The organism is Photobacterium sagamiensis (assembly GCF_050337085.1).
GTDB classification, from domain to species: Bacteria; Pseudomonadota; Gammaproteobacteria; order Enterobacterales; family Vibrionaceae; genus Photobacterium; species Photobacterium sagamiensis.
Window position 1 is genome coordinate 21971 of record NZ_JAKJSP010000036.1, and the last position, 13763, is coordinate 35733.

Here is a 13763-nt window from a genome sequence, read left to right on the forward strand (position 1 = left end):
CTTATAATCTGATTGGCATCACAACATACATTGCTTCATCGTTAGCACAGTCTTCGACCAAGGCACTGGCATTCGCATCCGTTAACGAGAGACGAACTTGCTCACACTTCAACGTATTAAGCACATCAAGTACATAACTAACATTAAAGCCAATTTCCAAATCATCACCCTGATAATTTACATCAACAAACTCTTCCGCTTCTTCCTGCTCGGGATTATTGGCGGTAATGCGCATTTCACCGTTAGAGATATTAACCCGCACGCCACGGAATTTCTCATTCGACAAAATCGCCGCGCGGGCAAAGGCTTTACGCAATTCATCGCAGCTTGCTTCAACAAATTTATTACTGTTCTGCGGCAATACCCGGCGGTAATCAGGAAAACGACCATCGATCAGTTTAGAAGTGAAGACAAAGTTATTTACTGTGGCACGAATGTTCGAGTTACCAATCTGAATATCAACCATCGCGTCGGCATTATCCAATAAGCGAACCAGCTCCAGTACCCCTTTTCGCGGCACGATGATTTGCTTAGAGGCTAGCTCTTGCGCTAAATCGATCGCACACACCGCCATACGGTGGCCATCGGTAGCCACTGAGCGCAAGTGCGTGCCTTCAGTTTCAAATAACATACCGTTCAGGTAATAACGTACATCCTGATGCGCCATCGAAAACTGAGTACTGTCGATCAGCTGACGCATACGACCCTGAGGTAAGGTAAATTCAACCTCGCTCTGCCAGTCATCGATATTTGGGAAATCTGTCGCCGGTAACGTCGACAGCGAATAACGGCTACGACCAGAACGGATAAGTACGCGGTCTCCTTCCAACGACACCGCAATGTTGGCACCATCAGGCAGGCCACGACAGATATCAAGAAATTTACGCGACGGGACTGTCACCGCCCCCGGCTCGAAGTCCGCTTCAAGAGTCAGCTTCGCAATCAGCTCCACTTCCAGGTCGGTTCCCGTCATCGACAGACAACCGGATTCTACCTGAAGCAGAATATTTCCCAGGATCGGCAGAGAAGGCCGGCCACCCAGTGCACCAGAAACCTGCTGCAGGGGCTTTAATAAATGTTCGCGTTCAACGGTAAATTTCATATCAAGACGACAATGTTCTTATTAGGTTTGAATAATCTTCTTTTATATCATGGCTTTCTTCACGCAACTGTACGATTTTACGACAGGCATGTAAGACAGTGGTATGGTCACGACCACCAAAAGCATCACCGATTTCCGGAAGACTGTGGTTGGTTAATTCTTTTGCCAGGGCCATCGCCATCTGACGCGGGCGCGCCACAGAGCGGGAACGACGCTTCGACAGCATATCAGCCATCTTTATTTTATAGTATTCGGCAACGGTCTTCTGAATATTATCAATCGTTACCAGTTTTTCCTGCAGCGCTAACAAGTCACGCAATGCTTCTCGCACGAAATCGATCGTAATAGCCCGTCCGGTGAAGTTGGCATTGGCGATAACGCGGTTTAATGCCCCTTCCAGCTCACGGACATTAGAGCGCAGACGTTTTGCAATAAAGAACGCCACTTCATCAGGCAGGCGGATATTATGATTTTCCGCTTTCTTCATCAGAATCGCGACTCGGGTTTCCAGCTCCGGCGGTTCAATCGCGACGGTTAATCCCCAACCGAAACGTGATTTCAAACGATCTTCTACCCCGTTGATCTCGCGCGGGTAGCGGTCAGAAGTCAGAATGATCTGCTGATTGCCTTCAAGCAACGCATTAAAGGTGTGGAAAAACTCTTCCTGCGAACGCTCTTTATTGGCAAAGAATTGGATGTCATCAATGAGCAATGCATCAACACTGCGGTAATAACGCTTAAATTCTTCAATCGCATTGTTTTGCAGCGCTTTGACCATGTCTTGCACGAAACGCTCAGAGTGCATGTACACCACACGCGCATTGGGTTTACGCTTAGCAATCGCATTACCCACAGCGTGCAGTAAGTGCGTTTTGCCCAGACCAGTGCCACCATACAGGAACAGCGGGTTATAGGCCGCCCCTGGGTTATCAGAGACCTGACGACAAGCCGCCAGACCCAGCTGGTTCGATTTACCTTCCACAAAATTATTAAAATTGTGCTTTGGATTCACATTCGAACGGTAACCCGACTTCGATTCCGGCTGTACCGGTGAAGGTGCAGGCTCCCATGAACGCGAAGGCGGCTCATCACGCACAATCGGTGCTGGTGACACGGCAACAGGTGCAGCAACGGGCTGAGGCGGGGGCGCGACGACCCGACGACTGCCAACCTCAAAACGCAAAATCGGCATATCATTGCCACAAAACTCATTGAGCAGGCGGTTGATATTATTAAGGTACTTATCCCGTACCCAATCAAGCACAAAACGGTTAGGTGCAAACAGGGTCAACGAATTATCGTTTAACTCTGCCTGTAGGGGTCGAATCCACATGCTGAATTCTGTTGCAGGGAGTTCTTCCTGAAGGCGTTGAAGGCACTGCAACCATAGCGAAGATGACAAGTTCGACTCCACACTGAATAACAAAACACAAAAAGGGAAACAATGTTATACCTGCTGGCTCCGGATCACCAGCAAAGAGATCGCAGATCCAGTGAATAAGATCAGACTTATTCACAGTGATCGCACAAGCAACCCCGAGATCAGCACAATTTTATCAGCCCTTACCCACAATTCTGTTAACAATCGTTCGGATCCTAACCCCTTAAATACAAAACAATATGCATAATATCTCAGCTTATATCGGTAACAGTTTAACTCACGACGATATCGTTAAAGAGCAGATAGAAGTGGCCTATATTAAAAGCAAGGCGGTGAAACAATGACGTGAAGGAGCAAAAAGGAAAACACTGATAAAACTATTTGTTATGTCAAATAACTCCAAGTTATTTAAAAAAAACAGATATAACCAAGTAGGATGACGTAAATAGAGAATCATCACAGTCAGCCACGGAGTAGACCGAATGAAAAGCTGGATAAAGACAACATTCACAGCAGTAGCACTAACGATTGCAGCCAGCCAAACAGCCATGGCAGCGACAGACGTGAAAGTCGGCATGTCCGGGCGCTATTTTCCTTTCACCTTTGTAGAACAAGATGAGCTGAAAGGCTTTGAAGTCGATCTGTGGAATGAAATCAGCAAACGTAATGACTATAACGTTGAATTTGTAACAGCAAGCTTCTCCGGTTTGTTTGGTCTGCTAGAAACCGGCCGGATTGATACGATATCAAACCAAATCACCATCACACCTAAGCGTCAGGCTAAGTACTTGTTTGCACAGCCGTATGTTATTGATGGTGCCCAGTTGGTAGTACGCAAAGGTAATACCGATATCAGCAGCACTGCCGATCTGGCAGGCAAAACTGTTGGGGTTAACTTAGGTTCAAACTATGAACAACTGCTACGAGAGCTGGATAAAGACGGCAAAATTAACATCAAAACCTACGACACAGGTATTGAGCATGATGTTGCGCTGGGACGTACCGATGCCTTTGTCATGGATCGCCTCTCTTCGGTCGAATTGATCAAAAAAGCAAACTTGCCACTGCAACTTGCCGGTACTCCGTTTGAAACCATCGAAAACGCCTGGCCTTTCGTCAAAGGTGAAAAAGGTGAAACACTCCGTGACGAAGTGAACAAAGCCCTAACCGCAATGCGTGAAGACGGTACGCTGACAGATATCTCTATCAAATGGTTTGATGCAGATATCACCAAATAACAGATATAATTAAGTAAAAGCTCGCACGTTAGTAAGCATTTACCTTATATTGACAAAGACTCACCACTTGGTGAGTTTTTGTGTCTCTGCAACGACAACAACGAACGGAATAAGCATCCATTATGGGTTTCGATTTTAACTACATGCTATCCCTGGTGCCGATCTTACTGAAATATCTAGGTACCACGCTCGCCATGGCGGCATGGGGATTAGTCTTTGCACTGGTACTCGCCGTCGCTCTGGCTCTGATCCGGGTTTATAAAGTGCCGGTACTCAATCAGCTCAGTCAGCTTTACATCAGTTTCTTTCGCGGAACACCACTGCTGGTTCAGCTTTTTTTGTTGTATTACGGCCTGCCCCAGGTCTTTCCGGTATTTGTTGGTCTCGATGCCTTCAGTGCTGCCGTGATCGGCCTGAGCCTGCACTTTGCCGCTTATAAAGCGGAAAGTATTCGCGCCGCCATTATTGGTGTCGATCGCAGCCAGATGGAAGCCAGCTTATCGATCGGCATGACGGAAATGCAGGCGATGCGACGGATTATTTTACCCCAGGCAACCCGGATCGCCTTACCGTCACTGATGAACTATTTCATCGACATGATTAAATCGACCTCACTGGCTTTTACCCTGGGCGTAACCGAAATTATGGCCAGAGCGCAAATGGAAGCCTCTTCCAGTTTTAAATTCTTTGAGGCTTTCCTGGCTGTTGCCCTGATTTACTGGGTGATGGTCGTGATACTAACCCGCGTGCAGTACTGGGCAGAAGCCAAACTCAACAAGGCGTATGTACGATGATCAAAATAAACAACCTAACCAAACGCTTTGGTGAAACCACCATCTTTTCCAACCTGGATTTAGAGATCAATAAAGGTGAGATTGTGGTGGTGATCGGCCCGTCAGGCACCGGCAAATCCACTCTGCTCCGCTGCATTAACTTCCTTGAAACCGCCGATTTGGGGCACATCAAGATTGATGATGTCGCCGTCAATAGCCCACAGGCAACAAAAGCAGACATTTTAGCATTGCGCCGTAAAACCGGCTTTGTCTTCCAGAATTATTCTCTTTTTGCCCATTTAACCGCCCGGCAGAATATCGCTGAAGGGCTGATCACGGTTAAAGGCTGGAAAAAAGAAGAGGCTTATGCACGAGCCCAGCAAATTCTCGACGACATTGGCTTAGGCGACAGAGGCGATGCCTACCCGTCAGCCCTCTCAGGCGGTCAACAGCAGCGGGTCGGTATTGGCCGGGCAATGGCCTTAGAAGCCGAACTGTTACTGTTTGATGAGCCGACATCGGCGTTAGATCCGGAATGGGTCGGTGAAGTACTGACTCTGATGCAGAAGCTCGCTACTCGTCATCAGACCATGCTGGTGGTCACTCATGAGATGCAATTTGCCCGTGAAGTCGCTGATCGGGTGATCTTTATGGCCGATGGCGAGTTTGTCGAGCAAGGGAAACCGGAGCAGATCTTCACTAATCCGCACGATCCTCGATTAAAAAAATTCCTGAATCAAGTCGGGATCAGCGAAGGATCCTTGCGCTCTGGCTCACAAAACGTATAATTCACCGCCCATGTCACGATATGGGCATAATTATTGACTCTTTAACGGTCAGTGATTACAATTCCGCCTCTTTGTTTGAGGTAGAGGGTGTTTTACATCCGACACTAAGTAACAAACTTAAAAACTGATCAGTTAATTTAAGGTAAAACCATGAAACGCACTTTTCAACCTTCTGTTCTGAAGCGCAAGCGTAACCACGGCTTCCGTGCTCGCATGGCAACTAAGAACGGTCGCGCAACAATCAATGCACGTCGTGCAAAAGGCCGTAAGCGTCTTTCTAAGTAATCTCTGATTATTTTGAATAAGCTAGCCTTCTATCGGGAGTTACGTTTGTTAACTCCCGATCATTATAAAAAAGTCTTCCAGCAAGCTCACCGTGCTGGCTCTCCTCATTTAACTATTCTTGCTCGTCCAAACGATCTCAATCACCCTCGCCTCGGTCTGGCTGTTCCCAAGAAACAGATCAAAACTGCTGTCGGCAGAAACCAATTCAAACGCATCGTGCGCGAAAGTTTCCGTCTCAAGCAACATGATCTGCCAGCCAACGATTTTGTGGTGATAGCCAAGAAAAGTGCCAGTGAGCTGAGCAACGAAGAGTTATTTAAGTTGTTAGATAAATTATGGCATCGCCTGTCTCGCCCTTCGCGTGGCTAGTCATACGACTGGTCCGCCTTTACCAACTGACAATAAGTCCACTCATTGGACCACGCTGTCGATTTACCCCTACATGTTCTCAGTACGCAATTGAAGCAATAAAAGCGCATGGAGCGATAAAAGGTTGTTGGTTCGCGGCGAAACGTCTATTAAGATGTCATCCTTTAAACAACGGTGGTTACGACCCCGTTCCGCCAACCAAGCATAACGACAGAGATCATTAACGATGGATTCCCAACGCAATATTCTGTTAATTGCCCTACTGTTTGTCTCGTTCCTGCTGTTCCAACAGTGGAATATGGACAACAGCCCACAGCCGCAAGGCCAGGGTGTAGAGCAACAAGTTAACAATAGTGGTGATGTCCCTTCACATTCCGGTGATGGCCAGCCAATTCCGGAGCAAAGCAGCTCCAACGACCTAATCACTATCAATACAGATGTACTGGCTCTTACTGTCGATACGCTTGGTGGTGATGTCATCGAAGCAAAGCTACTGGCTTACGATGACGAACTTGATTCTGAGCAGCCTTTCGTGCTGCTGCAAAACGAGCAAGGTCATAGTTATATTGCCCAATCAGGCCTGATCGGTGCCAATGGTATTGATACCACAGCGGGCCGTGCTCAGCTGACGGTTGAGGCAAAAGAATTCAACCTGGCTGATGGCCAGGACGAACTTCGTGTACCAATGACATTTGTTAAAAATGGCATTACCTACACCAAAACATTCGTGCTTACGCGTAACAACTACGCCGTTGACGTTGAATACACCATCAATAACCAGTCAGACGCCGCAGCAAGTGTCCAGATGTACGCTCAACTGAAGCAAAATCTGATGGACGACGGCGGTAGCCTGACCATGCCTACCTACCGCGGTGGCGCCTATTCAACAGACGATACCAACTACAAAAAATACAGCTTCGATGACATGCAGGATAAAAACCTGAACATGACAACGGCTAATGGCTGGGCAGCAATGCTGCAACACTACTTTGTATCGGCGTGGATCCCACGTTCAGAAGAAACATCGAACCTGTTCACCCGCGCTAGCAATGGCCAGGGCTATATCGGTGTCCGTCTGCCAACGACGACGATTGCTGCCGGCAGTGAGCAAACAGTGAAATCAACACTCTGGGTTGGTCCGAAACTGCAAAAAGAAATGGAAGCGACAGCTGCTAACCTGAACCTGACCGTAGATTATGGCTGGTTATGGTTTATCGCAAGCCCGCTACATAAACTGTTGTCCTTCATTCAGGGTCTAGTCGGTAACTGGGGTATCGCAATCATGACGCTGACGTTTATCGTTCGTGGTGCGATGTACCCGCTGACTAAAGCACAGTACACCTCGATGGCAAAAATGCGCATGCTTCAGCCTAAGCTGGCAGCAATGCGAGAGCGTCTGGGCGACGACCGCCAGCGTATGAGCCAAGAAATGATGGAGCTGTACAAGAAAGAGAAGGTAAACCCGTTGGGTGGCTGTCTGCCAATCCTTCTGCAGATGCCAATTTTCATCGCCTTGTACTGGTCACTGATGGAATCGGTTGAACTACGTCATTCACCGTTCTTCGGTTGGATCCATGATCTGTCAGCACAAGACCCATACTATATCTTGCCGATCCTGATGGGTGCGTCGATGTTCATGATCCAGAAGATGAGCCCGTCGACAGTCACCGATCCAATGCAGCAGAAGATCATGACGTTCATGCCTGTCATGTTCACGTTCTTCTTCCTGTTCTTCCCGTCCGGTCTGGTCCTTTACTGGCTGGTATCGAACGTGGTTACCCTGATCCAGCAAACACTGATTTACCGTTCACTGGAAAAGAAAGGTCTACACAGTAAGTCATAGTTAACCCTGTGACTCGCTCTGTTACCCAAAGGCGGCCTTCTGGCCGCCTTTTTAATGTCCGCTATAATCAAAAAATTGCACTCGAAGCGTTTTTCCTTCTACTCTCTATATACTCATTATCTAACTAGTCCCCCTATTCACTCCAATGGCAACCTCGACTAAAACCACTGAATTCTCGCTGAACTCTGCATCTTGGCCTGGTTTGGGTATACAATTGCAGCGAATTTTTAAAGCTAAGCCAAAGTTATGATCGAACAGACTGATACCATTGTTGCTCAAGCCACACCGCCAGGCCGTGGTGGTGTAGGCATTATTCGCGTCTCGGGCCCGAAAGCCAAAGATGTCGCACTCGCGGTTGCCGGCCGTGAACTTAAAACCCGTTATGCAGAATATCTCCCTTTTAAAAATGAAGACGGCAGCGCACTGGATCAGGGCATCGCTTTATTCTTTAAGGGGCCAAATTCCTTTACCGGTGAAGATGTCCTGGAACTGCAAGGACATGGCGGACCGGTACTGATGGATATGATGATCAGGCGTATCCTCAAGCTGGACGGTATTCGTCCCGCTCGTCCGGGAGAATTCTCTGAGCGGGCATTCATGAATGATAAGCTCGATCTCGCTCAGGCAGAGGCGATTGCCGATCTGATTGATGCCAGTTCAGAGGAAGCGGCCAAAAGTGCCTTTAAATCGCTTCAGGGCGCGTTCTCGACCAAGGTCAACGAGCTGGTGGAAGCACTGATCCACCTGCGTATTTTTGTTGAAGCCGCTATCGATTTTCCCGAAGAAGAGATCGACTTCTTATCAGACGGTAAAGTCAGTAATGATTTGAATGGCATCATGGCCTCTCTTGAAGCCGTACGCCGCGAGGCTAACCAGGGTTCAATTATCCGTGAAGGGATGAAAGTCGTCATCGCCGGCCGCCCCAATGCCGGTAAATCGAGCCTGCTGAATGCGCTGTCCGGCAAAGAGTCCGCTATTGTGACCGATATTGCCGGGACCACCCGTGACGTGCTGCGCGAACATATTCACATCGATGGTATGCCACTGCACATCATCGATACTGCCGGCCTGCGTGAAGCGTCGGATGAAGTTGAACGGATCGGGATTGAACGGGCCTGGGAAGAGATCCAGCAAGCTGACCGCGTACTGTTCATGGTTGACGGTACCACCACCGATGCAACCGACCCGAAAGAGATCTGGCCTGACTTTGTTGAACGCCTGCCAGACAGTATGGGATTAACCGTGATCCGCAATAAAGTGGAACTCACCGGAGAAGACGCAGGAATTTGCCACGTCAACAACCCCACCCTGGTTCGCCTGTCGGCCCGTACGGGCGAGGGCATCGATGACTTACGTGAACACTTGAAAGAGTGCATGGGCTTCGCTGGCACCACTGAGGGCGGCTTTATGGCCCGTCGCCGTCACCTTGAAGCGCTGGAACAAGCCGCTCAGCACCTCGAAATAGGAAAGGATCAGCTAGAAAGCTTTATGGCCGGTGAGATCCTGGCAGAAGAGCTTCGCCTGGCTCAGCAACATTTAAGTGAGATCACCGGTGAATTTTCATCGGATGATCTTCTCGGCAGGATCTTTACTTCATTCTGTATCGGTAAATAAAACGATCCGAATACGATCGCATCCACAGGACATTTCTTGTCCTGTGGATTTTTCTATCCTCCTCTTTCTTCTCTGTGATTCCTTACATTTAGTCACTTTTATCTCCTTCATGAAGCAGTACAATCAAGGTAATTCTTTCTGATACTGAGGACAGTATGAGCAACATTACCTTAATCACAGGCAGCACCTTAGGCGGTGCAGAATACGTTGCCGATCACTTGGCGGAACTGCTGGAGCAGGATGGCCACGGCACAGAAGTCACCTATCGGGCCGATTTAGCGGCTCTCACCACCGACACTATCTGGCTGATTGTCTGCTCAACCCATGGTGCCGGGGATTTCCCTGATAATATCCAGCCTTTTATCAAGCAACTAAGCGAACAACAACCCGATTTATCATCGCTGAAGTACGGGGTTATTAGCTTAGGTGACAGCAGCTACGATACGTTCTGCGCGGCAGGTAAAGCCATCGACGAGCAGCTTCAATCACTCGGTGCAACCCGGTTAGGTGAGCGTCTAGATATCGATGTTTCACAACACTCCGTACCGGAAGACCCGGCTGAAAGTTGGTTGTTAAGCTGGAAAAAACACATTTGTGGATAAATTTAACCCCTTAATTACCCCATTTTAAGGGCCATTTGAAACTTTTTTCTGTGGATAACTATAGATCTAAACGGTGATCAACCCATAGTTATCCATTGAATAACTTATTACCTTCCTCTCCCCTGTTGATAAGTGCCCTTTTTAACCCCAGCTAATCCTCACTAAGATCCAAGCTGCTCCACAGCAAATGATCCTCTCTAACAGCATGATCATTAGGATCATTTATCGCTTATCCACACGATCGTGCGATCCTAATAATAGATCTAATAGAAGATCTCTCTAAAAGATCTTATATATATTTAAAGACGCCCTTTTGGTTGATCAAATGATCTTCACGAAAGATTCTCTCTTCATCAGAAAAAGGATAGAATGATCGGCCTTCGCTCGTAGATAACTCACTGGCTGTTTGAATACCTGAGGTAGTTTAATGTTTTACCAGGAAAATTTTGATGTCATCGTGGTCGGTGGTGGTCATGCCGGTACTGAAGCCGCATTAGCCGCTGCCAGAATGGGACAAAAAACCTTACTTTTGACCCATAACATCGATACGTTAGGTCAAATGTCTTGTAACCCTGCCATTGGCGGGATCGGGAAAGGACACCTGGTGAAAGAAGTCGATGCCCTCGGCGGTTTGATGGCTAAAGCGACCGACAAAGGCGGGATCCAGTTCAGAACCCTGAACTCATCAAAAGGCCCTGCTGTTCGTGCAACCCGTGCTCAGGCAGATCGTGCGCTGTACAAAGCCGCAGTACGTGATGTACTAGAAAATCAGCCAAATTTAATGTTGTTTCAGCAGGCTGTTATCGACTTGATCGTGGAACATGATCGTGTCGTGGGCGTTGTGACGGAAATGGGACTGAAATTCCGCGCCAAAGCTGTCGTGCTAACGGTCGGTACCTTCCTTGGCGGAAAGATCCACATCGGTCTGGAAAATTACAATGGCGGCCGTGCCGGGGATCCACCGTCGATCGCGTTGGCAAACCGTCTGCGCGAATTACCTTTCCGGATTGATCGTCTGAAAACCGGTACACCACCGCGCATTGACGCCCGTACTGTAGATTTCAGCCAGTTGCAGACTCAGCATGGGGATAATCCAACCCCGACATTCTCATTCATGGGTAAAGCCTCGGATCATCCACGTCAGCTCCCGTGTTTTATCACTCATACTAATGAAAAAACCCATGAAGTGATCCGTAATAACCTCGATCGCAGTCCTATGTATTCAGGGGTGATTGAGGGGATCGGTCCGCGTTACTGCCCGTCGATTGAAGACAAGGTGATGCGCTTTGCGGATAAAAACAGCCATCAGATTTTCATTGAGCCAGAAGGCCTGACAACGCACGAACTGTATCCAAATGGTATTTCCACCAGCTTACCGTTCGATGTCCAGATGCAGATTGTCCGCTCGATGCAAGGCTTTGAGAATGCCCATATCGTGCGTCCGGGTTATGCGATTGAATATGATTTCTTTGATCCGCGCGATCTGAAACAGACCTTTGAAACCAAATTTATTCAAGGTTTGTTCTTTGCCGGTCAGATCAACGGTACCACCGGTTATGAAGAAGCGGCGGCTCAAGGCTTACTGGCAGGAATGAACGCGGCCCTACTGGCACAAGACAAAGAGGGCTGGAGTCCTCGTCGCGATCAGGCGTATATGGGCGTATTGATTGATGATCTGTCCACCATGGGAACCAAAGAACCGTACCGTATGTTTACTTCCCGTGCCGAATACCGTTTGTTGCTACGTGAAGATAATGCAGATATACGCTTAACCGAAGTGGGCCGTGAATTTGGTCTGGTTGATGATGCGCGCTGGGCCCGTTTCAATCAGAAGATTGAAAATATGGAGCAGGAACGTCAGCGCCTGAAAGAGATTTGGATCAATCCGACATCGGATCAAGCGGAATCGTTGAATAAGATCCTTAAAACGCCGATCGTGCGTGAAGCCAACGGTGAAGATCTTCTGCGCCGACCGGAAGTGACCTATGAGCAATTGGTCACGATCGAAACATTTGCTCCGGCACATGAAGACCGCCAGGCCTGCGAACAAGTTGAAATTCAGGTGAAATATCAGGGTTACATTGATCGCCAGAAAGATGAAGTTGAGAAATCCCTGCGCCATGAGAAGACTAAGCTACCCTTTGATCTGGATTACAGCGTGGTGAAAGGCCTGTCAAATGAAGTGATTTCAAAACTCAATGATGCGAAACCAGAAACCATTGGTATGGCTTCCCGTATCTCTGGTATTACCCCGGCAGCCATTTCAATACTGCTGGTTTATCTGAAAAAACAAGGCATGCTGAAAAAAGGCGAATAGGAGTCACCAGTGAAACAACGTTTGGAACAACTAATCGCGCAAACTGAATTGCAAGTCACAGAACAACAAATTCAGCAACTTGTAGGTTATGTTGAACTGCTTCATAAATGGAATAAGGCGTATAATCTAACGTCCGTTCGTGATCCTCGCGATATGTTAGTGAAACATATCATGGACAGTATCGTCGTGAGTGCTTACCTTAAGGGTGATAATTTCATCGATGTCGGCACGGGGCCGGGATTGCCAGGTATACCGCTGGCCATTATGTGTCCCGATAAAACGTTTACTCTGCTTGATAGTTTAGGCAAGCGTATTCGATTTATTCGCCAGGTGATCCATGAGCTGAAAATTGCCAATGTTACCCCTGTACAAAGCCGGGTTGAGGATTTTCAGCCGGAACTGGGGTTTGATGGCGTGATCAGCCGGGCATTTGCTTCGATGAACGATATGGTGTCATGGTGCCGCCATCTGCCGGCTGCAGATGGACATTTTCTGGCCTTGAAAGGTCAGTTCAGTCAACAGGAAGTGGCAGAATTACCTCAATGGTGTTCTGTGACTGAGGTCCAATCTTTGCAAGTCCCTGAGTTAGAAGGGGAGCGTCATTTAGTAACCTTGACGTCAAAGGATTAATTGATGAGGTTTTTTCGTGGGAAAAGTCATAGCTGTAGCCAATCAGAAAGGAGGCGTGGGTAAAACCACCACTTGCGTCAATTTAGCCGCATCGCTGGCTGCGACGCAGAGAAAAGTCTTAGTCATAGACTTAGATCCGCAAGGTAACTCCACCATGGCCAGTGGTGTCGATAAATATCAGGTGGATGCTACGGCATATGAGCTTCTGGTCGAAGAAACCCCGTTTAACGACGTCGTGATCACAGACACCACTGGCGGCTACCATCTTATTGCCGCCAATGGTGATGTCACGGCTGCCGAAATCAAGCTGATGGAAGTGTTTGCCCGCGAGGTACGCTTACGCAATGCGTTAGAGTTGGTTCGTGATAACTATGATTTCATCTTTATCGATTGTCCTCCGGCCTTAAACCTACTTACAATTAACGCCATGACAGCAGCAAATTCTGTGCTTGTCCCTATGCAGTGCGAATATTTTGCGCTGGAAGGCTTAACTGCATTGATGGATACCATCAGCAAACTGACCGCCGTTGTGAATGCCGATCTTAAAATTGAAGGTCTGCTCCGTACGATGTTTGATCCTCGTAACCGACTGGCGAATGAAGTCTCTCAGCAGCTTAAAAAACACTTTGGTGAAAAAGTATATCGCACCGTGATCCCTCGTAATGTCCGTTTGGCCGAGGCGCCAAGCCATGGCCGTCCTGCCATGTACTACGATAAATATTCGAGTGGCGCTAAGGCTTACCTTGCTTTGGCCGGTGAAATGATCCGCCGTGACGAAATGGAACGTGACGCCGACACCGTAAATGCATAAGGGTTGAACA

14 protein-coding genes are annotated in these 13763 nt (G+C 48.0%); 12 read left to right on the forward strand and 2 right to left on the reverse strand.

Annotated features, from left to right (window positions below; all coding sequences use genetic code 11):
- Nucleotide 1: 1 nt before the first annotated feature.
- On the reverse strand, nt 2-1102 hold the full coding sequence (gene dnaN / locus L4D76_RS17495) for a DNA polymerase III subunit beta (RefSeq protein WP_428442174.1): 1101 nt from the start codon (nt 1100-1102) through the stop codon (nt 2-4).
- Between the two features lies 1 nt (nt 1103).
- Nucleotides 1104-2504 carry a chromosomal replication initiator protein DnaA gene (gene dnaA, locus L4D76_RS17500; protein WP_428442175.1) on the reverse strand — a complete coding sequence of 467 codons (1401 nt, stop codon included), beginning with the start codon at nt 2502-2504 and terminating at the stop codon, nt 1104-1106.
- 461 nt (nt 2505-2965) lie between these two features.
- Here dnaA and L4D76_RS17505 point away from each other — a divergent pair, with 461 nt between their 5' ends.
- The 12 genes from L4D76_RS17505 (at nt 2966) to L4D76_RS17560 (ending at nt 13753) form a co-directional block, all read left to right on the forward strand.
- A complete protein-coding gene (locus L4D76_RS17505; protein WP_428442176.1) occupies nt 2966-3721 on the forward strand; it encodes an amino acid ABC transporter substrate-binding protein in 756 nt (251 codons plus the stop codon).
- 122 nt (nt 3722-3843) lie between these two features.
- Complete coding sequence (locus L4D76_RS17510) at nt 3844-4515, forward strand: amino acid ABC transporter permease (RefSeq protein WP_428442177.1); 672 nt, start codon at nt 3844-3846, stop codon at nt 4513-4515.
- Nucleotides 4512-5282 (forward strand): amino acid ABC transporter ATP-binding protein, encoded by a 771-nt coding sequence (locus L4D76_RS17515; RefSeq protein WP_428442178.1) that lies wholly within the window; start codon nt 4512-4514, stop codon nt 5280-5282. The genes L4D76_RS17510 and L4D76_RS17515 overlap by 4 nt, the downstream gene beginning before the upstream one ends.
- A 150-nt stretch (nt 5283-5432) precedes the next feature.
- Entirely contained in the window at nt 5433-5567 is a 135-nt protein-coding gene (gene rpmH, locus L4D76_RS17520; RefSeq protein WP_045037224.1) for a 50S ribosomal protein L34, read from the forward strand.
- Between the two features lie 12 nt (nt 5568-5579).
- On the forward strand, nt 5580-5936 hold the full coding sequence (gene rnpA, locus L4D76_RS17525) for a ribonuclease P protein component (RefSeq protein WP_428442179.1): 357 nt from the start codon (nt 5580-5582) through the stop codon (nt 5934-5936).
- Nucleotides 5903-6160, forward strand: coding sequence for a membrane protein insertion efficiency factor YidD (yidD, locus tag L4D76_RS17530; RefSeq protein ID WP_107285073.1), 258 nt, complete (start codon nt 5903-5905; stop codon nt 6158-6160). The genes rnpA and yidD overlap by 34 nt, the downstream gene beginning before the upstream one ends.
- A 2-nt stretch (nt 6161-6162) precedes the next feature.
- Nucleotides 6163-7779: a membrane protein insertase YidC gene (yidC, locus tag L4D76_RS17535; protein WP_428442180.1), complete on the forward strand. Its 1617-nt coding sequence runs from the start codon at nt 6163-6165 to the stop codon at nt 7777-7779.
- A 246-nt stretch (nt 7780-8025) separates the two neighbouring features.
- Nucleotides 8026-9393: a tRNA uridine-5-carboxymethylaminomethyl(34) synthesis GTPase MnmE gene (gene mnmE, locus L4D76_RS17540; RefSeq protein WP_428442181.1), complete on the forward strand. Its 1368-nt coding sequence runs from the start codon at nt 8026-8028 to the stop codon at nt 9391-9393.
- Nucleotides 9394-9548: 155 nt separating this feature from the next.
- Nucleotides 9549-9995 (forward strand): FMN-binding protein MioC, encoded by a 447-nt coding sequence (gene mioC / locus L4D76_RS17545; protein ID WP_428442182.1) that lies wholly within the window; start codon nt 9549-9551, stop codon nt 9993-9995.
- A 427-nt stretch (nt 9996-10422) separates the two neighbouring features.
- Nucleotides 10423-12312: a tRNA uridine-5-carboxymethylaminomethyl(34) synthesis enzyme MnmG gene (mnmG, locus tag L4D76_RS17550; RefSeq protein ID WP_428442183.1), complete on the forward strand. Its 1890-nt coding sequence runs from the start codon at nt 10423-10425 to the stop codon at nt 12310-12312.
- Nucleotides 12313-12321: 9 nt separating this feature from the next.
- The gene (gene rsmG / locus L4D76_RS17555) at nt 12322-12942 is read left to right on the forward strand and encodes a 16S rRNA (guanine(527)-N(7))-methyltransferase RsmG (RefSeq protein WP_428442184.1); all 621 of its coding nucleotides are present in this window, start codon (nt 12322-12324) and stop codon (nt 12940-12942) included.
- A gap of 16 nt (nt 12943-12958) precedes the next feature.
- Complete coding sequence (locus tag L4D76_RS17560; RefSeq protein ID WP_428442185.1) at nt 12959-13753, forward strand: ParA family protein; 795 nt, start codon at nt 12959-12961, stop codon at nt 13751-13753.
- Nucleotides 13754-13763: the final 10 nt, after the last annotated feature.